Annotated in this window: 20 protein-coding genes and 1 pseudogene; 8 read left to right on the plus strand and 13 right to left on the minus strand. The window is 56.4% G+C overall.

Going from position 1 to position 21150, the window contains the following annotated elements:
- Positions 1-92: 92 nt before the first annotated feature.
- The 6 genes and pseudogenes from EZ315_RS05770 to EZ315_RS05795 all read right to left on the minus strand — a co-directional run bounded on the left by EZ315_RS05770 (position 93) and on the right by EZ315_RS05795 (position 8102).
- Positions 93-566 carry a cytidine deaminase gene (locus EZ315_RS05770; RefSeq protein ID WP_135471241.1) on the minus strand — a complete coding sequence of 158 codons (474 nt, stop codon included), beginning with the start codon at positions 564-566 and terminating at the stop codon, positions 93-95.
- Positions 563-1037, minus strand: a pseudogene (locus EZ315_RS05775) (low molecular weight protein-tyrosine-phosphatase). The gene EZ315_RS05770 and the pseudogene EZ315_RS05775 overlap by 4 nt, the downstream one beginning before the upstream one ends.
- 107 nt (positions 1038-1144) lie before the next feature.
- Positions 1145-1936: an acyl-ACP--UDP-N-acetylglucosamine O-acyltransferase gene (lpxA, locus tag EZ315_RS05780; protein ID WP_135471242.1), complete on the minus strand. Its 792-nt coding sequence runs from the start codon at positions 1934-1936 to the stop codon at positions 1145-1147.
- 31 nt (positions 1937-1967) lie between these two features.
- Positions 1968-3353: a TolC family protein gene (locus EZ315_RS05785; RefSeq protein ID WP_135471243.1), complete on the minus strand. Its 1386-nt coding sequence runs from the start codon at positions 3351-3353 to the stop codon at positions 1968-1970.
- A gap of 118 nt (positions 3354-3471) precedes the next feature.
- Positions 3472-6852: an efflux RND transporter permease subunit gene (locus EZ315_RS05790; protein ID WP_135471244.1), complete on the minus strand. Its 3381-nt coding sequence runs from the start codon at positions 6850-6852 to the stop codon at positions 3472-3474.
- Positions 6853-6920: 68 nt separating this feature from the next.
- On the minus strand, positions 6921-8102 hold the full coding sequence (locus EZ315_RS05795) for an efflux RND transporter periplasmic adaptor subunit (protein ID WP_135471245.1): 1182 nt from the start codon (positions 8100-8102) through the stop codon (positions 6921-6923).
- A gap of 267 nt (positions 8103-8369) precedes the next feature.
- Between EZ315_RS05795 and EZ315_RS05800 the strand changes: the two genes are divergently transcribed.
- The 7 genes from EZ315_RS05800 (at position 8370) to EZ315_RS05830 (ending at position 13852) form a co-directional block, all read left to right on the plus strand.
- Entirely contained in the window at positions 8370-8996 is a 627-nt protein-coding gene (locus tag EZ315_RS05800; protein ID WP_135471246.1) for a hypothetical protein, read from the plus strand.
- A 119-nt stretch (positions 8997-9115) separates the two neighbouring features.
- Positions 9116-9667, plus strand: a complete 552-nt coding sequence (locus EZ315_RS05805; RefSeq protein WP_135471247.1) for a DUF4199 domain-containing protein — start codon at positions 9116-9118, stop codon at positions 9665-9667.
- Positions 9668-9764: 97 nt separating this feature from the next.
- Positions 9765-10721 (plus strand): glycosyltransferase family 2 protein, encoded by a 957-nt coding sequence (locus EZ315_RS05810; protein ID WP_135471248.1) that lies wholly within the window; start codon positions 9765-9767, stop codon positions 10719-10721.
- A gap of 76 nt (positions 10722-10797) precedes the next feature.
- Complete coding sequence (locus tag EZ315_RS05815) at positions 10798-11328, plus strand: nitroreductase family protein (protein ID WP_135471249.1); 531 nt, start codon at positions 10798-10800, stop codon at positions 11326-11328.
- 6 nt (positions 11329-11334) lie between these two features.
- Entirely contained in the window at positions 11335-11955 is a 621-nt protein-coding gene (locus EZ315_RS16850; protein ID WP_197731914.1) for a DUF6452 family protein, read from the plus strand.
- Positions 11948-12835 carry a DUF6048 family protein gene (locus EZ315_RS05825; RefSeq protein WP_135471250.1) on the plus strand — a complete coding sequence of 296 codons (888 nt, stop codon included), beginning with the start codon at positions 11948-11950 and terminating at the stop codon, positions 12833-12835. The genes EZ315_RS16850 and EZ315_RS05825 overlap by 8 nt, the downstream gene beginning before the upstream one ends.
- Before the next feature lie 45 nt (positions 12836-12880).
- Entirely contained in the window at positions 12881-13852 is a 972-nt protein-coding gene (locus EZ315_RS05830) for a PhoH family protein (RefSeq protein ID WP_135471251.1), read from the plus strand.
- A gap of 184 nt (positions 13853-14036) precedes the next feature.
- Here EZ315_RS05830 and EZ315_RS05835 read toward each other — a convergent pair whose 3' ends face one another.
- The 7 genes from EZ315_RS05835 to rplS form a co-directional block, all read right to left on the minus strand.
- Positions 14037-16082, minus strand: a complete 2046-nt coding sequence (locus EZ315_RS05835; protein WP_135471252.1) for a M13 family metallopeptidase — start codon at positions 16080-16082, stop codon at positions 14037-14039.
- 26 nt (positions 16083-16108) lie between these two features.
- Positions 16109-16324 carry an exodeoxyribonuclease VII small subunit gene (gene xseB, locus EZ315_RS05840; protein ID WP_135471253.1) on the minus strand — a complete coding sequence of 72 codons (216 nt, stop codon included), beginning with the start codon at positions 16322-16324 and terminating at the stop codon, positions 16109-16111.
- Positions 16325-16350: 26 nt separating this feature from the next.
- Entirely contained in the window at positions 16351-16920 is a 570-nt protein-coding gene (locus EZ315_RS05845) for an adenylate kinase (protein WP_135471254.1), read from the minus strand.
- A gap of 185 nt (positions 16921-17105) precedes the next feature.
- Positions 17106-17642 carry a hypoxanthine phosphoribosyltransferase gene (gene hpt / locus EZ315_RS05850; RefSeq protein ID WP_135471255.1) on the minus strand — a complete coding sequence of 179 codons (537 nt, stop codon included), beginning with the start codon at positions 17640-17642 and terminating at the stop codon, positions 17106-17108.
- 182 nt (positions 17643-17824) lie between these two features.
- A complete protein-coding gene (gene tpx, locus EZ315_RS05855) occupies positions 17825-18328 on the minus strand; it encodes a thiol peroxidase (RefSeq protein WP_135471256.1) in 504 nt (167 codons plus the stop codon).
- A gap of 313 nt (positions 18329-18641) precedes the next feature.
- On the minus strand, positions 18642-19841 hold the full coding sequence (locus EZ315_RS05860) for a hypothetical protein (RefSeq protein WP_135471257.1): 1200 nt from the start codon (positions 19839-19841) through the stop codon (positions 18642-18644).
- Positions 19842-19998: 157 nt separating this feature from the next.
- The gene (gene rplS, locus EZ315_RS05865) at positions 19999-20358 is read right to left on the minus strand and encodes a 50S ribosomal protein L19 (protein WP_135471258.1); all 360 of its coding nucleotides are present in this window, start codon (positions 20356-20358) and stop codon (positions 19999-20001) included.
- A gap of 283 nt (positions 20359-20641) precedes the next feature.
- Between rplS and rimP the strand changes: the two genes are divergently transcribed.
- The gene (gene rimP, locus EZ315_RS05870) at positions 20642-21112 is read left to right on the plus strand and encodes a ribosome assembly cofactor RimP (RefSeq protein ID WP_135471259.1); all 471 of its coding nucleotides are present in this window, start codon (positions 20642-20644) and stop codon (positions 21110-21112) included.
- Positions 21113-21150 lie beyond the last annotated feature (38 nt).

The following is a 21150-nucleotide window of genomic DNA, read 5'->3' on the forward strand; positions in this document are numbered from 1 at the left end:
ATATAGGTAGTTTATTAATGTGCAAAGATAATCTATTTTCATCATTTGGCAAAGCATAAAGGCATGGAATGATGAAATTTAATGAATATTCGCTAAAATTCCGAGAATGCCAGCGGGAGGGTGGAGCGCACCGACGGAAGGATGTACACCTTGTCGCGGGCTGTGAGTATCACTTTGACGTCCCTGCCGGCGAGGGTCTCGTATTCGAGGAGTGCCTGGCGGCACGCGCCGCAGGGTGCTATGGGCTGTGCGAGCTCCTCTCCGTCGGTGCCGCGTGCCGCGATGGCTATCGCAGTGAAGCGGGAGTCGGGATGGCGGGAGTGGGCGTAGTAGCATGCGGTGCGTTCGGCACAGGTGCCTGAGGGGAAGGCGGCGTTCTCCTGGTTGGAGCCTGTGACGGTTTCTCCGTTGTCGAGGAGTATTGCCGCGCCTACATGGAAGTGGCTGTAGGGGGCGTAGGAGCGGGATGTGGCTTCGCGCGCGGCTTCAACGAGGCTGCGCTCTGAGGGGGAGAGCTCTTCGATGGAGGCCTCTGTTATGTGGGTGGTGAGTGTCAGCTGTTTCATGATTGTGTCAGTGAGTGGTAGAGGTTGCGGCAGGCATCGTCGAGAAGGTCGAGCACGAGCTCGAATCCTTCCGCGCCTTCGTAATATGGGTCGGGCACGTGGTCGTGACGTGCCGAGGGGGAGAAGTACTCCGACATTGCGTGGATCTTACTTTCGGCTTCGGGGGGGGGCTATTGCGCGTAGGTTGGAGATGTTGGCTGAGTCCATCCCTATGATGAGGTCGAAGTCGTCGAAGTCGCTTTCGGTGACCTGACGGCACCTGTGGGTGAGTTCGATTCCGCGGCGGCGTGCGTGGAGCCTCATACGGTGGTCGGGAAGATCGCCTATGTGATAGCGGCTTGTCCCTGCCGAGTCGATGATCCAGCTGCCGGTGACTCCCGGCTCGCTTACGATATGGCGCATTATGCCCTCGGCGGCCGGAGATCGGCATATGTTGCCGAGACACACGAATAGGATGCTGTGCTTTTTCATTGTTGTTATTGTGGGCTAAAAGGCTGTGTCATAATTCATGAAGTATATGACACAGCCTCTCGGGTTATTGTTAGCTTATCTTGCAGCAGGGATGAGTGTGTGGGTCCCTACTGTTCGAGGTCCTTGGGTATGGCTACGATCCTGAGGTTGCAGCCGTTGATGAAGTCGATGATGCTCTGACGCTCCGGCGAGGGGTCCACGTCGGCTTCGATGCGCTTGAGGGCATTGAACACCGATGTCCCTGTCTGATACAGGTGGCGGTAGCATTTTGCGATATCGTCGATGCGCTGTTCGCTCATGTTGCCGTTCTTTTTCAGCAGATAGGCATTCACCCCGAAGTAGGAAGTGGGGTTGTGAGCCATGATGCAGAAGGGAGGCACATTGCCGGTGATGCGGCATCCGCCCTTTATGAGCACCCAGTCGCCTATCTTTGAGTTCTCGTGTACCACGACGCTCGATGAGAGTATCACGCATTCGCCGATCTCCACGTCGCCTGCTATGGACACGTTGTTGCCGATCACAGTGCTGCCCTTGAGATGGGAGTCGTGCCCCACGTGGGAATTTGCCATAAGGAAAGAGCCGCTCCCTATCCTTGTGCCCCCTTCGGTCTTTATGCCGCGGTTGATGATCACATTCTCGCGTATCACCACGTCGTCACCGATGTAGCAGTAGGTGAACCCTCCCTTCCAACGGAAGTCCTGCGGGTCGGCACCTACAATGGCACCCTGGAACACCTTGCAGTTCTTGCCCATGCGTGTTCCGCGGATGATGCTTGCGAAGGGCATTATCACGCAGTTGTCGCCTATTTCCACATCCTTGTCGATGAATGCGAACGGATGGATGGTGACGTTCTCGCCTATCTTTGCCGATGGGTCGATGTGAGCTTTGTCGCTAATCATAATATTATTGATTTAGAGGAAGATGGACTGATTACCTGCCGCCACCGAGATTCTGGTAGAGGTTGATGAGGGCGCGTGTGGCAGCGAGATTGGTAGTGATCTGGGCTGTCTGTGCGCCGAGGAGGTTCTGCTGGGCGGTGAGCACCTCAAGATAGGTTGTGGAGCCGTCGAAGAGGAGGAGCTCGTTGGTGATGTCGACAGCCTTTGACATGTTGTCGACCTGAAGAGCGAGCCACGACTGTTTCTTGATGCTCTTCTCATAGGTGGTGAGGGCGTCGCTCACGTCGGCAGCCGCGCTCATGATCGAGTACTCGAAGTTGTTGAGTGCCTGCTTCTGCTGAGCTTTCGCGGCCTCAAGGCGCGCTATGTTCTGACCGCGTGAGAAGAGGGGTGCGGTGAGGCTTGCCCCGAGCTGGACGAACCACTGCGCCGGGTTGGATATCATTGTGCCCAGGGTGTTGGAGAATCCGCCGTTGGCAGTGATGTTGAGTGTGGGATAGAAGGCTGCGCGAGCTGAATTGGTGGCATAGAAAGCCGATGCGAGAGCCATTTCGGATGCGCGCACGTCAGGGCGGGCGGCGAGCTCAGCCATAGGCACGGATGTGCGGGCTATTGCGGGCTGAGAAAGGTTTGCGCTTGCGGGGATGCTCCACTTCTGCGGCATGGTGTTGAGCAGGAGCGACAGGGTGTTGTTAGCCTCGTGCAGCGACATCTCGATATCGTTGATCGACGATTCGATGCTGTAGTACTGCGCTTCGCTCTGCACCACGGCGTTCTCTCTGAGGCGTCCTGCCTCCTTGAGGTCGCGCATGGTCTGCACGCTCTGTTTCCACAGCACAGCTGTCTCGCGCGACAGTTCAAGCTGGCTCTGGAGAGCTGCTATCGTGTAGTAGCACTGAGCCACGCCGGCTATGATCTGAGATCGCACAGCCTGCTCGTAAGCCTTGGCCTGAGCCTCAGCCACCTCGGCGCTCTTGCGGTTGTTGCGGAGCTTGCCGAAGATGTCGACCTCCCAGTTGACTGCGAGCGGGAGCTGATAGCTCCATTCGCTCCAGGTGTTCATGGCGCGTGAGCGTGTAGCGTTGGGGGCGAAAGCCACCGAGGGGAGGTAGCTAAGGCGCGCACCTTTGAGCTGGGCATGCGCCATGTCTACACTGAGTTTGGCGTTGTTGAGGTCCTTGTTGTTGGCGAGGGCGCGCTCTATGAGGTCGGCGAGCATAGGGTCGGTGAACACCTGCTGCCACTTGAGGTTGCCGAACGCCTCGGGGTCAGCCTCCTGCTTCAACGCCTCGGCATACTCGTTGACGAGGGCATTGTTGACCTTCTCGGGGTTGTATTTGGTGTAGATCCCGCATCCGGAGAGCGCGCTCACGCTCAGCCCGGCGGCAAGGATGAGTGATATTTTGTTGAATTTCATATTCTTGATTTAAAATTCCGGGACGGATATCCGGGGTTAAAGGGCCTCAGGTGCTCCTGAGCGTGTGCCGGGGTCCCGTCGACCCTTTAACCGCAGCTCCGTTCCGAGGGGCTGAATATTATTTTGCCGAATACTGCTCGATCTCGTTTTCGATGCCTTCGTTGTCGGTGTCCTCCCACTTGAGCGGGGTGAACTTCTCCTGTATCTTCTGGAATATCACGAAGAGGGCGGGAACTATGAGCACCTGGAGTATCATACCTATGAGCATACCGCCTATCGAGCCTGTGCCGAGCGCGCGGTTGCCGTTGGCTCCGGCTCCCGAGGCGAACATAAGGGGCAACAGACCGATGATCATCGCCAGTGATGTCATAAGGATAGGACGCAGACGCGCCGAGGCTCCCTGGATGGCGGCGTTGACTATCGACATGCCTGTGCGGCGGCGTTCGATGGCGAACTCCACGATGAGGATGGCGTTCTTGGCGAGAAGTCCGATGAGCATGATGAGGGCGATCTGCAGGTAGATATTGTTGGAGATTCCGAATATCTGAGCGAAGATGAATGTGCCCATGAGTCCGAACGGTATGGAGAAGATCACCGAGAACGGCAGGATGTAGCTCTCATACTGGGCGGAGAGGAGGAGGTACACGAAGAGCAGACACAGCCCGAAGATGATCGCTGTGGTGCTGCCCGAGCCCTGTGCCGCTTCCTCGCGTGTCATGCCCGAGAATTCGTAGCCGTAGCCCTGGGGAAGGGTCTCGGCTGCGACGCGCTCGATGGCGGCGAGACAGTCGCCCGAGGTGTAGCCGGGAGCCGGCGAGCCGGTCACTGACATTGACTGGAACATGTTGAATCGGTTCATGAGGTCAGGTCCGTACACCTTGGTGAGCGTCACGAAGTTGCTGATCGATGCCATCTCGGCTCCGTTGCGTATCTTGATGGCTGAGAGGGTCTCGGGGCTGACACGGGCCTCGGGGTTGGCCTGCATCATAACACGGTATATCTTGCCGAAACGGTTGAAGTTGGACACGTACATACCGCCGTAGTAGCCCTGAAGGGTGGTGAGGATGGTCTTGGGTGAGATCCCCGCCTGCTTTGCCTTGGCGGCGTCGATATCTATCATGTACTGGGGGAACGCAGGGTTGAATGTGGTCATTGCCACCTGCACCTCAGGCTGCTGGTTGAGCTTGGCAAGGAAGCCCTGCACTATGGCGAAGAAGTCGTTGATGTTGCCGCCTGTGCGGTCCTGCATCTTGATCTCGAAACCGTTGGTGAGGGAGTATCCGCTGATCATAGGGGGAGCGAATATCACCACGCGTCCGTCCTTGATGGCTGCTCCTGTCATGCCGTAGAGCTTTCCGAGGATGGCTTCCGATGTCTGGTCGGCACGCTTGCGGTCCTCCCAGTTCTTGAGCTTGAGGATGAATGTGCCGTAGGTGGCACCCTGGCCTGCCATGAAGCTGTAGCCCGAGATCTTCTGGCGGTACTCGATGTCGGGGATGGTTGCGATGATGGCGTCCACCTGGTCGAGCACCTCATCGGTGCGCTCCTGCGATGTGCCCGGGGGCATGTCGACCATGCAGAACAGCACGCCGGTGTCCTCGTTGGGCACGAGGGTCGAGGTGGTCACGTTCATGAGCCACACCAGGATAGCCACGGTGAGAGCCACGAGGCTGAACGATGTGATCTTATGGTTGATGAAGAACGATGTGAACTTGTTGTATGCCTTGAGGATTCTGCCGAAGCCTATCTCGAATCCCTTGTGGAAACGCTTTCCGAAGATTCCGAGGATAGTGACTATGGCGCATGCGCTCGCTATGACGAGCTGGACGGGGTGTTCGAGGCTGTACCATCCGAGCACCATGAACGTGATGGTGGCGGTGAGGAACGCGAATGTCACCAGCGGGGGGAGGTCGAGGGTGAAACGACGCTTCACGTTGCCTGCCACTGCCTGGGCTGCCGCACCGTAGGCGTTACCCATGCGTTTGCCTATCGGGTCGTGGTTGTCATGACCCTTGAGGAACACGGCGCAGAGCGCGGGCGAGAGGGTAAGGGCGTTGAGCGCGGAGATACCGATGGCGATCGCCATTGTGAGACCGAACTGGCGGTAGAACACACCTGTGGTGCCGCTCATGAACGATACAGGGATGAACACGAGCATCATCACGAGGGTGATCGAGATGATGGCTCCGCCTATCTCGCCCATTGCGTCGATCGATGCCTTGCGCGCGCTCTTGTAGCCCACGTCGAGTTTGGCGTGGACCGCCTCGACCACCACTATGGCGTCGTCGACCACAATGGCTATCGCAAGCACAAGGGCTGAGAGGGTGATGAGGTTGATGGAGAACCCGATGAGGTTCATGAAGAAGAATGTTCCCACGAGTGCCACAGGGATGGCGATGGCGGGGATGATGGTGGAGCGTATGTCCTGAAGGAACACATACACCACGAAGAACACGAGGATGAATGCCTCGATGAGCGTCTTGATAACCTCGTGGATAGAGGCGTTGAGGAAGTCGTTGTTGTTCATCGGCACGGCTATCTCAAGGCCGGCGGGGAGTTCCTTCTTCATGTTGTCCACCACCTTCAGACAGTCGTCGATGATCTGTGTGGCGTTGGAGCCTGCGGTCTGGAACACGATACAGCTTGTGGAGAGATTGCCGTTGAGTGAGTTGGAGAATCCGTAGGTGACACGTCCGAGCTCCACCCTGGCGACGTCGCCCAGACGGAGCACCTCGCCTGTGGGCTTGGCTGCTACCACTATGTCCTCGAACTCTTCGGGGGTGGAGAGGCGGCCTTTGTATTTCAGCGTGTACTGGAACGACTGGTCACCCTGCTCGCCGAAGGCTCCCGGGGCAGCCTCGATGTTCTGCTCGGCAAGCGCGGCGGAGATGTCGGTAGGCATCAGTCCGTACTGTGCCATCACCTCGGGCTTGAGCCATATGCGCATGGAGTAGTCGGCACCGAACGACATGACGTCGCCCACGCCTGACACACGTTGCAGCTGAGGGATCATATTGATCTTGGCGTAGTTGTCGATAAACTCCATCGAGTAGCGGCCGGTGGGGTCGTAGAGCGACACCATGAGCAGCATCGATGACTGACGCTTCTGGGTGAGCACGCCCACCTGGGTCACCTCGGCGGGGAGGAGGTTCTGGGCCTTAGCCACACGGTTCTGCACGTCGACGGCCGCCATGTCAGGGTCGAAGCCCTGCTCGAAGTAGACGGTGATGTCGGCTGAGCCTGTGTTGGAGGCGGTTGACTCCATGTAGGTCATGCCCTCGGCACCGTTGATCGACTCCTCAAGAGGGGCTATGACGGAGTTGAGCACTGCCTGGGCGTTGGCTCCCGTGTAGGATGTGGATACACGTATGGTAGGGGGTGCGATGTCGGGGAACTGGGTCACCGGAAGCGAGAACAGCCCGATGAGACCCAGCAGTACGATGAAGATGGAGATCACCGTCGACAGCACCGGCCTATTTATGAAAGTATCGAGTTTCATTGTTTAGTTGAGGAATTTTTTAATTCTGTGATTTCTGAGGAGAGCGGGGTGTGCGGGAGAGGGATGGATTATTCGGCTTTTTCAGCGGCGGGTGCGGCTGGCGCATCAGGCGCGGGTGCGGCGGCAGTGGGGTTGATTGTCATGCCGTCCTTGAGCTTGGTGCCTACGCCTTCGATGGCTACACGGTCGCCTGCCTTGAGCCCTGAGGTCACTACGAATACTTTGCCATTATTGTTGGTCTCGATGGCTATGGGCGTGGAAACCACCTTGTTGGAGTCGTTGACAACATAGACGAACCGGCGGTCCTGAAGCTCGAATGTGGCTTTCTGCGGGATCACGAGCACGCTGTCCATGGGGTTGGGGATGATGATCTGGCCTGTGGCACCGCTGCGGAGCACGCCGTCAGGGTTGCTGAAGAGCGCGCGCACGCTCGACGAGCCTGTGTTGTTGTCGATCACACCCGACACTGTTGCCACCTTGCCCTCGATGGGGAATATGGTGCCGTCGCTGAGTTTGAGCCTCACTGCGGGCATCGACTTGATGGCGGCGTCGAGGGAGCCTTTGCCGTTGCCTGATAGTGCAAGGAGGTCCTTCTCGGTGAGTGAGAAGTAGGCATACACCTGTGAGTTGTCGCTGACGGTGGTGAGGGGCTGTGCCGACGAGGGGCTTGCAAGGGAGCCTTCGCGGTTGGGTATCTGACCTACCACGCCGTCGCTGGGTGATGTCACCACTGTGTAGGCGAGGTTCTTCTGAGCGTTTACCAGAGCTGCCTTTGCTGTGGCGAGCTGGGCGTTGGCCTGCTGTAGAGAGTTCTCGGCAAGCTGATATTCATATTGCGAGATGATGTTCTTGTCAAGCAGTGTCTTCTTGGAGTCGGCAGTCATCTTGGCGGTGTTGACTGCTGTCTGAGCGGAGTTGAGGGTGGCGCGCGCCTGGTCGACAGCTGCCTGGAACTGCACCTGGTCGAGTGTGAAGAGTGCCTGCCCCTTGCGTACACGCTGTCCTTCGTCGACATGTACTTTGGTGATGAATCCTGTTACCTGCGGGCGGATGTCAATGTCGGTTTTGCCCTTTATTGTCGCGGGGTAGGTGGACTGGAGGTCTACGTTCTGAGGAGCGAGCGTGACGGTGGCGATTGCGGGCGCGGGCATCTCCATCTGCTGGCCCTTGTTGCCTGAGCATGATGCGAGAGTGGCGGACGCGAGCAGCACGGAGAGGCTGCCGATTGCGAGTGACGAGATTGATTTCATTGTGTCGTTGTCGTCTTTGTTTATTATACCTAAATTAGATGGTTGTTTTTTTGAGTATGTTGAAACGGCTAAAGCCAAAAATTCACGCAAAGGTACAACGAAAAATTACGATTTTGGAAAAATATAACAACATTTTTAATGATTTTATCCATTCATTCCCAAAATTTATACCTTTTGACCAATCGAGAAAATATTTTTTAGCACAGTGCGGCGTTATCGCACCTGCATGGGCCCCGGATGTGTTAACTTTGCGAAAAAAGTGTAGATATGAGCGTGAAGAAGAGACAGAAGCACCCTTACCGCATAGGTCTTGCCGCTATAGGGAGGATGTATGTGAGGATGATATGCGATGCCCGCTCCACGGTGGTGAGCGAGGCTCAGTTCAGGGATATGATGTTCGGGATGATGTGTTATATAGAGGACCCCGGATGGGTGCCTGCTCCCGATGCTGTGATCAATCCCGAGGTGATGGATAGGGTGCGCGCTGACGTTGACAGGAGTGCACGGCTCTCCGAGGCTGCCCGCAGGCGTGCCGCCCGCAGGAAGGTGGCTGCGGCTGATGCGGCTGCTGACCGGCATGAGGAGAGGGCGCGGGCTTATCCGGCAAAGGAGGTGGCGTCGATTGTGGGGCGGGATTACTGCCATATGCCGCAGGCTCAGGCTGTGGCGGCACCCTTGGCTGCTCCGTGCGTCCCTGAGCCGGTGAGGGTCCCGGCTGTCTCGCCGCCGTTGCCTTTTCATGCCGGGCGGCGGGCGTCTCCGCCGGGTAAGGGGGCATGCCTGCTTGAGGTGAAGCTACCCTCTTCGGTGTTTGACGACAGCAGCGAGCCGCGGGTGCGCTCTGATACCGAAATGGAGTATCACCGTCTACATGACCGTTACCCGGGGGAGTGAGAAGCCGGCTGGAGTGAAGTATGGCTCAATTTTTATGTGGGAGTGGCGGGTAATGTGTGAAAAAATCACTACATTTGCATTTCAATTTCTAACCACCTAACCCCTCAGCCTCAGGCTGAATGCCAATGATCCAGTCTCCTTACCGTCGGGGCGCCGACGACGGCTTCTTTTTCGGTGCTTATCTCACGGTGATGTTCTTCGCTTCGATATTCTCGGAGTGGATGCCTCTGTTGCAGCTCCTGTCGGGTGCGATGGCGGTGTGCGTGCCGCTGACGATCTACCGCTTCATGCTACGTTATCACCGCAGCCTCGGTCAGATGGGGTCGTTCCCTATGCTGTGGATGCAGGGGGTGGTGATATTCTTCTGCGGGATGCTTCTCGCGGGGACGGCCCTCGTGGTGTTCATGAAATGGCTGTCGCCTGATTTCGTAGTGGAGCAGATGCGTGCCGTGGCAGCCCTCAGGGGCACTATGCCGGGGTCGCAGGTGGATATGGCAGCCGATATGGCTCAGAAGATGCTTGATGCCAATTTCGTGCCTTCGCCCATAGAGATAGTCACGGAGATGATGATGCTCGCCATCGTCACAGGCTCGCTGCTTTCGATGGCCCTTAGCGGGATATTCGCTTTGAGGCGCAGACGTGAGTTCGGCTCCAGAGGCTGCAACATATAGCCCGGCATGCGGCGAATGTGTGCCGTCCGAAGAATCAATCGTTCTCTCCACATATTTTAACTCTGTAAACCTCCTCTTCATAAAAGCGGAATAAATAATGGATATATCAGTAATTGTGCCCCTGTATAACGAGGCTGAGTCGTTGCCCGAGCTTGCGGCGTGGATCGACCGCGTGATGAAGGATCACGACTTTTCCTATGAGGTGATTTTCGTTGATGACGGTTCAACCGACGATTCATGGGAGGTGATACACCGCCTTGCCGCCGGGAATCCGGCTCTGCGCGGAGCGTCGTTCCGCCGCAACTACGGCAAGTCGCCCGCCCTGAACACCGGCTTCGGGCTTGCCCAGGGGGATGTGGTGATCACTATGGATGCCGACCTTCAGGATTCGCCCGACGAGATCCCGGAACTGTACCGTATGATCATGCGCGACGGCTACGACCTGGTGTCGGGCTGGAAGAAGAAACGTTATGACCCGCTGTCGAAGACCATCCCCACCAAGCTCTTCAATGCAACTGCACGCAAGGTGAGCGGCATAAGGAATCTGCACGATTTCAACTGCGGGCTTAAGGCTTACCGCAATGAGGTGGTGAAGCATATCGAGGTGTATGGCGACATGCACCGTTACATACCTTATCTGGCAAAGAACGCCGGATACTCCAGGATAGGAGAGAAGGTGGTGCAGCACCAGGCGAGGAAGTACGGAAAGACCAAATTCGGGCTCGACCGGTTCGTCAACGGCTATCTCGACCTTGCCACGCTGTGGTTCACCGGGAGGTTCGGCGCGAAGCCCATGCATTTCTTCGGTCTGCTCGGCTCGCTAATGTTCATCGTGGGCTTCATCGCAGTGATGGTGGTGGGCTTCGGCAAGCTGTATGACATGTATCATGGCAACCATTACATACTTGTCACCGATTCGCCTTATTTCTATCTGTCGCTCGTGATGATGATAATAGGCACCATGCTGTTTCTCGCAGGCTTCCTCGGCGAGCTTATAGTGCGCAACTCCCCCTCGCGCAATCATTACGAGATAAAGGATACGCTCGGCGACTAAGCGGACAGCCCGGCTTTTTTCGTACATAAATAACTCCCGCTCCCTCCTTGTTCATTGTTAAAGACACTAAAGAATCATGAATACATATCCCGAACTTTATAGCCTGTCGCTCAATCGGTTCTCATGCCGCAGTTATTCTTCTCAGCCTGTGCCCGAGGATGCCATGATGGCTGTGCTCGATGTGGCGAGGCTCGCGCCGTCGGCATGCAACCGTCAGCCGTGGATCTTTGTCATAGCTGATACCCCCGACGAGCGTGAGGCTGTGGCGCAGAGCTATGCGCGCGACTGGATCAGGACTGCCCCCGAGTATATCATCGCATGCGGTGTCCATGACCAGGCATGGCATCGCCCCCACGACGGAAAGGACCATACCGATGTGGACCTCTCTATAGCGATTGAGCATCTGTGTCTGGCTGCTGCGTCGCTCCATCTCGGCACCTGCTGGGTGTGCAACTTCGATCCCGAAATCATCCGTAGCGCGTTCCGTCTCCCCGAGGGGGTGGAGCCTGTCGCGATCATCCCCATAGGTTTCCCCGCCGAGGGTGTCTCCGCCCCGGATAAGACCCGCAAGGAGCTGAGCGAGATAGTGAGGCGCGGAAAATTCTGATAAGGTTTGAAAGCTCTATTCTACATATTATTGCCGCTTGCCGCGCTGGCAGCCGCGCTGGCGGGATGCAACTCCACCGGATGTACCGACAACCAGAATTCGGTGCCTTATGCCGGTTTCTATTCCATGTCGACGAAGGAAAAGGTGGTGATCGACTCCCTTGCCATCTTCGGTGAGGGCGCGCCCAATGATTCTCTGCTTGTTGATCCTGATGAGAAGGTGTCGGATGTGTATCTGCCGTTCAGGGCAGGAGAGAGTTCCACCACGTTTGTCATCAGGTATATGCAGAAGCATCTTGCAGCTGCCGGTGTGCAGGACCGCGTGACGTTCTATTATGAGTCGACCCCTTATTTCGCTTCCGAGGAGTGCGGGGCTATGTATCATTACCGCATCACTCGTGTGGCTCACACGTTCCAGATTCTGGATTCGGTAGGGGTGTCCGACTCTCTTGTGACCAATGTCGAGCGCATGACCATCGGGCTGTACTTCCGAGTTTCAGAGCCTGATCCCGATGAGCCAGACGAACCGGATGGTCCCGACAATCCGGACAACCCCGACAACCCCGCCCCGGATGAGCCCGGAACTGATAACCCTGATGATCCGCAGGAGGGGGATGGTGATGAGTAGGTCGATCCTTGCCCTTATTACAGTCCTTGTGCTCAGTGTGTTCTCGGTTAACGCACAGCGCAGGGTGACTCCGGTGACCCCGCGTGACCCCGGGGCGGCTCCTGTGATTCCGGATGTGAAGAAGCCCATTGACCCCTCGCGCCTGGTGACCACCACCGATGCCCAGGGCAACACTGTGACAGTCGACACCGTCACCGGTCTCGAATATGTCGATTCAACTCTGCTCAAGGCTCCTCCCAAGATGGAGTATCCGCTGCTTCACGAGGTGGTGGCGGGTGTCAATGTGTGGGACCCTCTGATGCGTGCCCTCGGTCAGAAGTACGGATTGGGGGATGTGTGGGGCGAACTTAGCCTGCACAACCGCTATTTCCCGTTTTTTGCAATAGGTCTCGGCAATTGCAACGACACTCCTGCCGATAAGAACTATACTTTCAAGACCCCCATTGCTCCGTATTTCAAGCTCGGCGCGTCCTACAATTTCCTCTACAACTCCAACCCCGACTATAAGTTGCAGATGGGTCTGCGCTATGGGTTCTCCACATATAAGTGGAGTGTGCTCGACGCCACGGTCGACGAGGGATACTGGGGTGAGCCTTCCAGGTTCTCACTCAACGATCTGAGCCACACGGCAGGATACCTTGAGGTGACATTCGGCATTAAGGTGAACATCGCCGGTAACTTTTCGGCGGGATGGACGCTCGTGTACCATTCGGTGCTCCACGAGTCGAAGTCACCTTACGGACAACCCATGTATATCCCCGGCTACGGTAAGCGCAACGGCGCGTTCACGGCTAATTTCTCCGTAATGTACACTATCCCCATAAACAAAAAGCCTGTCGCCGAGGTTACAGAAGAAAAGGGGGCACCGTCGGGCTACTGACGGTGACGCCTCGGAGTCCTCACCCTTTCATCACCAGATATATTTATGATAGAGAGAATTGTAATCATCGATAATGTTGACCCTGTCAGTTTCTATGGTGTCAACAACAGCAATATGCATCTCATACGCAACCTCTTCCCTAAGCTGCGCATGGCGGCTCGCGGTTCGGTGATAAAGGTGATAGGCGACGATGCCGAGACAGCCGAGTTCGAAAGGAAGATCAAGGAGCTGGAGGAGTATTGCTCCCGATTCAACAAGCTTACCGAGGAGGTGATTCTCGATATTGTGAAGGGCAATGCCCCTTCCGAACCGAAGCAGGACGATGTGATCATCTACGGCATAAACGGCAAGGCTATATCTCCGCGCAATGCCAATCAGGCTCTTCTGGTAAAGGCGTTCAGGGAGAACGACCTGACGTTTGCGCTCGGTCCGGCAGGCACAGGAAAGACCTATATAGCGATAGCCCTTGCCGTTAAGGCTCTTAAGAACAAGGAGGTGCGCAAGATCATCCTGTCGCGTCCCGCTGTGGAGGCTGGCGAGAAGCTCGGGTTCCTGCCCGGCGACATGAAGGACAAGATCGACCCCTATCTCCAGCCGCTCTATGATGCGCTTGAGGACATGATCCCGGCGGTCAAGCTCAAGGAGTATATGGAGACCAATGTGATACAGATAGCCCCGCTGGCATTCATGCGGGGCAGGACTCTCAATGATGCGGTGATCGTGCTCGATGAGGCGCAGAACACCACTGTGCACCAGATAAAAATGTTCCTCACCCGCCTTGGCATGAATGCCAAGATGATAATCACCGGCGATGCCACGCAGATCGACCTTCCGCGTTCGGTGCAGTCGGGGCTCGTGCAGGCTCTCCACATCCTCAGGGGGGTGCCGGGCATAGGAAGAGTGGAGTTCGGGAAGAAGGACATTGTGCGCCACTCGCTCGTGCAGCGCATAGTCGAGGCATACGAACGCCACGATAAGGAGGAGATGAAGTCTCACCCCGAGCAGATGACGGAGTAGATTTTAAGACCGGAGGACCGGAGGACCAGAGGGTTAAAAAGACAGAAGAACAGGAGAACTTTTTATAGGACCACCCATATAAGATAGGTTTTTAAACCTATAGATATATGGTGCTTTGGTCCTATAAAAAGTTCTCCTGTTCTTCTGTCTTTACCTTTTTCCGGTAAAGGTGTGTGGCGTCGTTTTACCAGATGATCACGCGCTCTGATTCGGGGCGGAACATGGGATCGCTTTCAGTGATGCCGAATGCCTCGAAGAAGGGGGCGATGTTGCGCAGGGTGACGTTGACGCGGTTTATGCCGAGCGAGTGTACGTCGCCTGTGGTGAGCGAGCGTATCTCTTCGGGGCGGATGTTGGTTGCCCAGAGGTTGGCATAGTTCATATAGAATACCTGGGCGGGTGAGAATCCGTCGATGTTGGCTTCGGGGGAGTTGATGTCGACACCTTTCTTCTCCTGCGAGTCGAGGAAGGCTGTCATGGCAACGCGGAGTCCGCCCTGGTCGGCTATGTTCTCGCCGAGGGTATAGGTGCCGTTAGCCTTGAGTCCGGGGAGCACCTCCACCTCGTCGAACTGGGCGATGAGACCCTTGGTCTTCTCTTCGAATTTGGCGAGGTCCTCGGGGGTCCACCAGTTGGTCATGTTGCCGTTGGCATCGAAGTTGCGTCCCTGGTCGTCGAATCCGTGGGTCATCTCGTGGCCTATCACCACGCCGATGCCACCGTAGTTCTCAGCGTCGGATGCGTTGGGGTCGAAGAAGGGTGCCTGGAGGATTGCTGCGGGGAACACGATCTCGTTGGCGAGGGGGTTGTAGTAGGCGTTGACTGTCTGAGGTGTCATTCCCCACTCAGTGCGGTCGACAGGCTTGCCCCACTTGGAGTAGGTCTCGCGCTGGTGCCACATGCTTGCGTTGTGCATGTTCTCGTAGTAGGACAGGCTGGGGTCGATCTCCATTGAGGAGTAGTCCTTCCACTTGTCGGGGTATCCGATCTTTACGGTGAAGGCTGCGAGCTTCTCCTGGGCGCGTGTCTTGGTGGAGTCGCTCATCCAGTCGAGGTTGTCGATGTGCTTTCCGAGGGCTGTGCGCAGGTTCTCAACGAGTCCGAGCATGTAGTCCTTGGAGGACTGGGGGAAGTATTTCTCGACATAGAGCTGTCCGATGGCTTCGCCGAGGGCACCTTCGGTGGCACCGAGGGAGCGTTTCCAGAGAGGACGGAGCTCCTGGACGCCGCTCATTACCTTGTTGAACTCGAAAGATGCCTGGGTGAAGTTGTCGCTGAGCTTGGATGCGGCCTGGCTCACGTAGTCCCAGAGGTAGTAGTCCTTGATCTCACGGTCGGTGAGGGTGGAGATTAGCTTGGAGCCTGTTGCCACGGTCTTGGGGTCGGTGACGATGATGGTGTCGGGGGTCTGTATGCCCATTGTCTCCACGAAGAAGCGGTCCCAGTTGACGGCGGGGTATTCAGCCTTGACCTGTGCGATGGTGCAGGGGTTGTACATCGCGACGATGTCGCGGCTCTCTTCGCGGGTCTTGGTGTCGCGTGCGATGGCTGTCTCGATCTTCATCACGTTGCCGGTGATGCGGTCGGCATCCTCCTTGGAGTATCCTGCGTTCTGCATCTGTGTGGCGATGAGTGTCTTGTAGGCGTTGCGCACGGCGGTGTTGCGCTCGTCGTCGAGGAGGTAGTAGTCACGGTCGCCCATGCCGAGCCGGGCACCTGAGACGTACATGGCGTACTTTGTGGAGTTTGCCATATCCTCCATCGGTCCTGCTCCGAAGAATGGGCTTGCGTAGTTGCCGTGCATCCATATGAAGAGGTCCTCCATTCCTTCGCGCGGGGTGTCCTCGATCTTTTTGAGGTCGGCGAGGATGGGTTTGGCTCCTTCGGTGTTGCGGCGTGCGGTGTCCATTGCGAGGGAGTATACGGTCCATACCTTGTGGGCTACGGTGCCGGGTTGCGGATCGGTTGATCCGAGTCCTTCCACGAGGCTGCGCACGCGAGCCTCGCAGGTGTCGTTGATCACATCAAACTGTCCGTAGCGGGCATGTTCGGCGGTGAGGGGGTTTGCCTCGATCCAGCCTTTGTTGATGCGGTTGTAGAAGTCGTGGCCCGGAGCTATCGTGGTGTCGATGTAGGCTGGGTTGACGCTTGCCAGGTGCTCGGAGTTGCCGCGGCTGCATGATGATGCTATCGCGGCAAGAGCGATGACGGTGAGAGGTAATGTTTTCATTGGTTTCTTATGGTTGATGATTGGAGTTATTGCTGCTGAAGGGATGCGAGGGTGGCGCGTAGCTGCTCCTCGGTGGCTGTGAGGCGTTGGCGGCACATGTGGAGGAGCTCGGTGGCGCGGCGAGTGTAGTCGGCGAGGCTGTCGATGTCGCACTTGTCGCTTTGCATGAGGCGCACGATGTTCTCAAGCTCGTTGATGCTCTGTGAGTACGAGAGCTGCTCGTCGGCGGGGTTGGGTTGCATTGTCGGGGGGATGTGAGGGGGAGGGGTTATTGTTCGATTTTTTCCACTATCCGGGTGAATATCTCGTCGATGGAGCCGATTCCGTGTATTGAGCGGTATCTGCCGTCGCGTATGTAGTATTCACGCAGGGGTGATGTGGTGTTGTGGTATACGTCGAGACGTTTGCGTATGGTGTCGGCGTTGTCGTCGTCGCGTCCGGATACTTTGCCGCGCTCGATGAGGCGTGCGGTGAGCACATCGTCGGGGACTTCGAGTCCGATCACAGAGTGGATTTTCTCGCCGCGTTTTTCGAGCATTTCGCTGAGGGCGTCGGCCTGCGGTATGGTGCGTGGGAATCCGTCGAATATGAATCCTTTGGATGAGGGCATGAGTCGGTCGACTTTGGCTGCGAGTATGCTTACCATAAGGTCGTCGGGGATGAGGTTGCCCTTGGATATGTAGGAGTCGGCTATTTTGCCGAGTTCGGTGCCTGCGGCGATCTCGCCACGCAGTACTTCGCCTGTTGATATGTGAGTGAGACCGTAGCGGTCGATGAGTTTTTCGCTTTGAGTGCCCTTGCCACTGCCCGGGCCTCCAAAAATTACAAGATTAAACATTCTACTAAAAAGCCTATCAGAATGGAAGTTCTATAATTATTGTGTCGGGACTCACGTCCCGGGGTGTTAGATGGCTGAGGAGGGAGAGTGTTTCAGGATTGACGGTTCCGGTGAGGAGGGTTGGCTGTGAGGGATGATTGCCCGGATGCAGGGAGGGGTGGGGGAGAGGGCCTGCCGGCGGCGGATCATTCGTCGAGTACGTAGATGTCGTTGAGGTTGCGTGCCTTGCCGTCGATGTCGAGTCCGTAGCCGATGATGAATTTTTTGGGTATCTCGAAGCCGACGTAGTCGGGGGTCACTGGTACCTGGAGTGCTTCGGGCTTGAAGAGGAGTGTGGCTATCCGTACTGACGAGGGGTTCATTGCCTTGATGTCGGCCTGGAGGCGGGTCATGGTGTGTCCGGTGTCGATGATGTCCTCGATAATGATAACATCACGTCCGGAGATGTCCTCGGAGAGCCCCATTATCTGTTTTACGGAGCCTGTCGATGATGTGCCTTCGTAGCTTTTGAGGCGTATGAAGGTGATCTCGGCGTCGATGTCGATGGCGCGGAAGAGGTCGAGCGCGAACGGTGCCGCTCCGTTGAGCACACATACGAGTAGCGGGTAGCTGTCGGTGTAGTCGGCGGATATGGCTTTGCCAAGGGTGGCTACACGCTGGCGTATTTCTTCATTTTCGATGAAGGGACGGAATGTGAGTCCCTGGTAGGTCTTACGTTTCATTTTGGCAACTTTGGGTGCAAAGTTACTAAAAATGTGTAGTAATGTCAATTGTTTTTGCGAAAAAAAGATTCCAATGTGGCGGGTCGCCATATTGGAATCTTTTTTATGGTGTTTTTTTGTTTTGGATGTTTGTTGTGTTTCTGTCGGTGTTTGCGTCGGTACCGGCGGGGGCGCGCCCCGCCCTACTTTTGGAGGGCTTTCAGTGCTGCGGCGTAGTCGGGCTCGCTGGTGATTTCGTGGACGAGGTCGCGGTAGATGACGCGGCGGTTTTCGTCGAGGATGAGGACGCATCGGGTGAGGAGTCCTGCGAGGGGTCCGTCAACGAGCTGTAGTCCGTATTTCTGCCCGAAGAGTGGTGAGCGGAATGCTGATCCGAAGATTACGTTGTCGATGCCTTCGATGGTGCAGAACCGTCCCATTGCGAAGGGGAGGTCCATGGATACGCATATGATGGCTACGTTGTCGAGGCTGGCTGCTTCCTGGTTGAAGCGTCGCACGGAGGTGGCGCATACCGGTGTGTCGAGGCTCGGGAAGATGTTGAGGACTACGCGTTTGTCGGCGAAGTCGGAGCATAGTATCTGTGAGAGGTCGGGTGCGGTGAGGTGGTAGCATGGTGCTGTCTCGCCTATGCCGGGGACTGTGCCGCATGTGTGGCAGGGTGTTCCTTTGAAGAGTACGGTTTCCATATTTTGTTAGTTTTTATGAGTGTAATTTATTTTGGACCATAGGACCAGGGGGATAAGACAGGAGAACAGGAGGGTTTTAGGCCAGAGACCCAGAGGGCTATAGGGTTTAAGACAGGAGAACAGGAGGACTTTTGGACTATAGTGCTATAGAGCTATAGGGTTATGGCATACGGCAGGAGGGGTGTGGAGCAGAGATGTGGGGGGGATAGTCCTGAGGGGGGGACAATAAATAATGTCGGATGCCGGCGGGGGCGTGCCCCCGCCCTACGGTTATCGGGAGGAAGAGGCAGGGGTGGTTTTGTTTGTCTGGATGTCAGTCGGTTGGGGTGAGGAGGGCTATGGATTGCAGGATGAGGGTGGGGAGGTCGGCGGTGTAGCCGAGGATCACTTTCCGGACGGTGCCGGAGGTGTCGGCTATGAGTATTACCGGGAGTGAGGCTGCTCCGCAGTCGCGCGCGAGGCTTGAGGAGTTGATGAGGAGGTGTTCGCCGGGACGCAGTCCGGGGGCTGTGTTTTCGGCGGCGTCGGTGTCGGTGCCTGTGACTGCCCAGATGATGTCGGCGGCTGTGGGTGAGCTGTCGATGGCGGTGCGCAGGTCGGTGACTATGCGCGGGCTGAATGAGGTGGAGGGGTCGAGAAGCGCTATGACTGTGGGGGCGCGGAAGGGTTCGCCGCGATGATGGGTGTAGCGTTCGCCTGTGGCTGTGGGCAGGGCGAATGTGGGGAGGGGGGTGCCGCGGAGGTTTTCGATGCTGAAGTTGCTTTCGCGGTATTTTTCGAAGTGTTCGGGGAAGAGGCTTATGAGGGTCTCTTCGGTCTGTGGCACTTCGGCGGGTGTGGCTGTGGGTGTGTAGCGCACGCTGATGGATTGCTCGGTGATGGAGCCGGGGTTGCTTTCGGTGTCGATGCGCAGGGGCAGGAGTGTGGCTGAGTCGAACCAGTAGCTTTTCTCCTGGACTGTCTCGCTGTTGACGGTCATGCGTGTGTCGATGCGGATGGCGTCGGTGCCGTCGCATGATGCGGGCTGTGGGGGGCAGATGGTGTGGAGGGTGTCGGCGGACATTGCGGTGAGTTCGTCGGCGAGGTAGTGGGGGAGCAGGGATACGAACTGGGTGGTGCGCTGTACGCCTGTGGTGCGGCTGCCTTTTGCTGAGGCGAACGGTGAGGGGTCCCAGGAGGTGTGGTATTCGCGTATGCGGTGGTCGCGGTAGGCATAGAGGTTGCCGTTGAAGTAGGATGACCATCCGCGGGAGGGTCCTGAGGGGGTGTCGAGCTCCCATTGCAGTAGATAGGAGCATGGGGACAGGGTGTCGGCGGGTGAGGGTGTGCCGGCGAGGCTGAGGCGGTAGGTCACGTCGTCGTCCCTTGAGGGGAGTGTGACGGTGAATGTTGCCCGGGCGGTGTAGGACTGTGCTGTGCGCAGTGCCTTGATGATGTCAGCGATCCCCTGGGCCTGTAGGCACAGGGGACTTAACGCTGCTAACACCATTAACAATCTTGCTTTCCCTTTCATAAACAATAGTTCGGACGTTCATCTGTATAACAAGGCTGGGATGCGGTTGGTTCACGCGGGTACGAAAAAAGAGACGGCTGATGCGGGATCGGCTGTCTCTTTTTTCCTGTCAGTACGTGGGGGCGGGTGTGTGTCCACCTCTCCCCTCCAGTGGCAATTAGTCTTTCTTGACTACGCGACGCTCCTTGATGCGTGCCTTCTTGCCGGTGAGGTTGCGAAGGTAGTAGAGCTTTGCGCGGCGTACTTTACCGTACTTGTTGACTGTGATCGAGTCGATGAAGGGTGACTCGATGGGGAAGATGCGCTCAACGCCGATGTTGTCGGATATCTTGCGCACTGTGAAGCGTTTCTTCTCGCCGTCACCTGAGATGCGGATCACTACTCCGCGGTACTGCTGGATACGCTCCTTGTTGCCTTCCTTGATGCGGTAAGCGACTGTGATGGTGTCGCCCGGCTGGAAATCGGGGTGCTGTTTGCCTGTGGCAAAAGCCTCGTTGACAACTTTAATTAAGTCCATTTTTATACGTATATTAAAATGTTAACATTCCCCGCAATATAGCGGGCTGCTTGTCCCGTCCAGAGATTGCGGTTTTCAGGGTGCAAAGGTAGGAAAATTAATTCAGAATTCATAATCTGGGCGGAATAAAATTCGGCATGGAGTTAAATATAGTTAAATAGTGTGAATAGATATGATGATTGCGGCGTGCCGGGTGGGGTATTACACATATTATTATTAACTTTGCAGGTGAAAAGTCGCGGAGGGGGCCAGGGGGCTTCCTCCACGTTTTTTTGTATTTCCTATGATTGAAAGAGAGAAGATAGCTGGGCTCGTTGAACGGGCTATCGAGAGCACTGATGCCTATGTGGTTGACGTGACGGTGTCGGAAGACAATGATATAGTGGTGGAGCTTGACTCTGCCACAGGTGTCGACCTGGATTTTTGCAGTGAGGTGAACCGCCTGCTCAACGAGGCATTGGACCGCGATGTCGAGGACTATTCTCTTGAGGTGGGGACAGCGTCGCTGTCGGCACCTTTCAAGGTGAGGCGGCAGTACGAGAAGCATATCGGAGATGATGTGGATGTGCTGACCTGTGACGGCCGGAAGCTGAAAGGGCGGCTCACGTCAGTGAGCGAGGACGGGTCGGAGTTCACTATCGAGGTGACCAGGAAGGTTAAGCTCGCCGGGGAGAAGCGTCCCCGGCAGGTGGCTGAGCCGCTTACGCTTGCAGTGGCTGATTGCCGGCAGGTGGCCTATCATTTTGATTTCTAATAGTTACAAAAATTAAATAAACACCCCTTATATAGATT

The sequence above is a fragment of the Duncaniella freteri genome (genome assembly GCF_004766125.1).
Lineage (GTDB): Bacteria > Bacteroidota > Bacteroidia > Bacteroidales > Muribaculaceae > Duncaniella > Duncaniella freteri.

Bases quoted from the DNA above. Each gene is read 5' to 3' on its own strand.
- EZ315_RS05770 (WP_135471241.1), bottom strand. From the start codon at position 566: ATGAAACAGCTGACACTCACCACCCACATAACAGAGGCCTCCATCGAA.
- lpxA (WP_135471242.1), bottom strand. From the start codon at position 1,936: ATGATTAGCGACAAAGCTCACATCGACCCATCGGCAAAGATAGGCGAG.
- EZ315_RS05785 (WP_135471243.1), bottom strand. From the start codon at position 3,353: ATGAAATTCAACAAAATATCACTCATCCTTGCCGCCGGGCTGAGCGTG.
- EZ315_RS05790 (WP_135471244.1), bottom strand. From the start codon at position 6,852: ATGAAACTCGATACTTTCATAAATAGGCCGGTGCTGTCGACGGTGATC.
- EZ315_RS05795 (WP_135471245.1), bottom strand. From the start codon at position 8,102: ATGAAATCAATCTCGTCACTCGCAATCGGCAGCCTCTCCGTGCTGCTC.
- EZ315_RS05800 (WP_135471246.1), top strand. From the start codon at position 8,370: ATGAGCGTGAAGAAGAGACAGAAGCACCCTTACCGCATAGGTCTTGCC.
- EZ315_RS05805 (WP_135471247.1), top strand. From the start codon at position 9,116: ATGCCAATGATCCAGTCTCCTTACCGTCGGGGCGCCGACGACGGCTTC.
- EZ315_RS05810 (WP_135471248.1), top strand. From the start codon at position 9,765: ATGGATATATCAGTAATTGTGCCCCTGTATAACGAGGCTGAGTCGTTG.
- EZ315_RS05815 (WP_135471249.1), top strand. From the start codon at position 10,798: ATGAATACATATCCCGAACTTTATAGCCTGTCGCTCAATCGGTTCTCA.
- EZ315_RS05825 (WP_135471250.1), top strand. From the start codon at position 11,948: ATGAGTAGGTCGATCCTTGCCCTTATTACAGTCCTTGTGCTCAGTGTG.
- EZ315_RS05830 (WP_135471251.1), top strand. From the start codon at position 12,881: ATGATAGAGAGAATTGTAATCATCGATAATGTTGACCCTGTCAGTTTC.
- EZ315_RS05835 (WP_135471252.1), bottom strand. From the start codon at position 16,082: ATGAAAACATTACCTCTCACCGTCATCGCTCTTGCCGCGATAGCATCA.
- xseB (WP_135471253.1), bottom strand. From the start codon at position 16,324: ATGCAACCCAACCCCGCCGACGAGCAGCTCTCGTACTCACAGAGCATC.
- EZ315_RS05845 (WP_135471254.1), bottom strand. From the start codon at position 16,920: ATGTTTAATCTTGTAATTTTTGGAGGCCCGGGCAGTGGCAAGGGCACT.
- hpt (WP_135471255.1), bottom strand. From the start codon at position 17,642: ATGAAACGTAAGACCTACCAGGGACTCACATTCCGTCCCTTCATCGAA.
- tpx (WP_135471256.1), bottom strand. From the start codon at position 18,328: ATGGAAACCGTACTCTTCAAAGGAACACCCTGCCACACATGCGGCACA.
- EZ315_RS05860 (WP_135471257.1), bottom strand. From the start codon at position 19,841: ATGAAAGGGAAAGCAAGATTGTTAATGGTGTTAGCAGCGTTAAGTCCC.
- rplS (WP_135471258.1), bottom strand. From the start codon at position 20,358: ATGGACTTAATTAAAGTTGTCAACGAGGCTTTTGCCACAGGCAAACAG.
- rimP (WP_135471259.1), top strand. From the start codon at position 20,642: ATGATTGAAAGAGAGAAGATAGCTGGGCTCGTTGAACGGGCTATCGAG.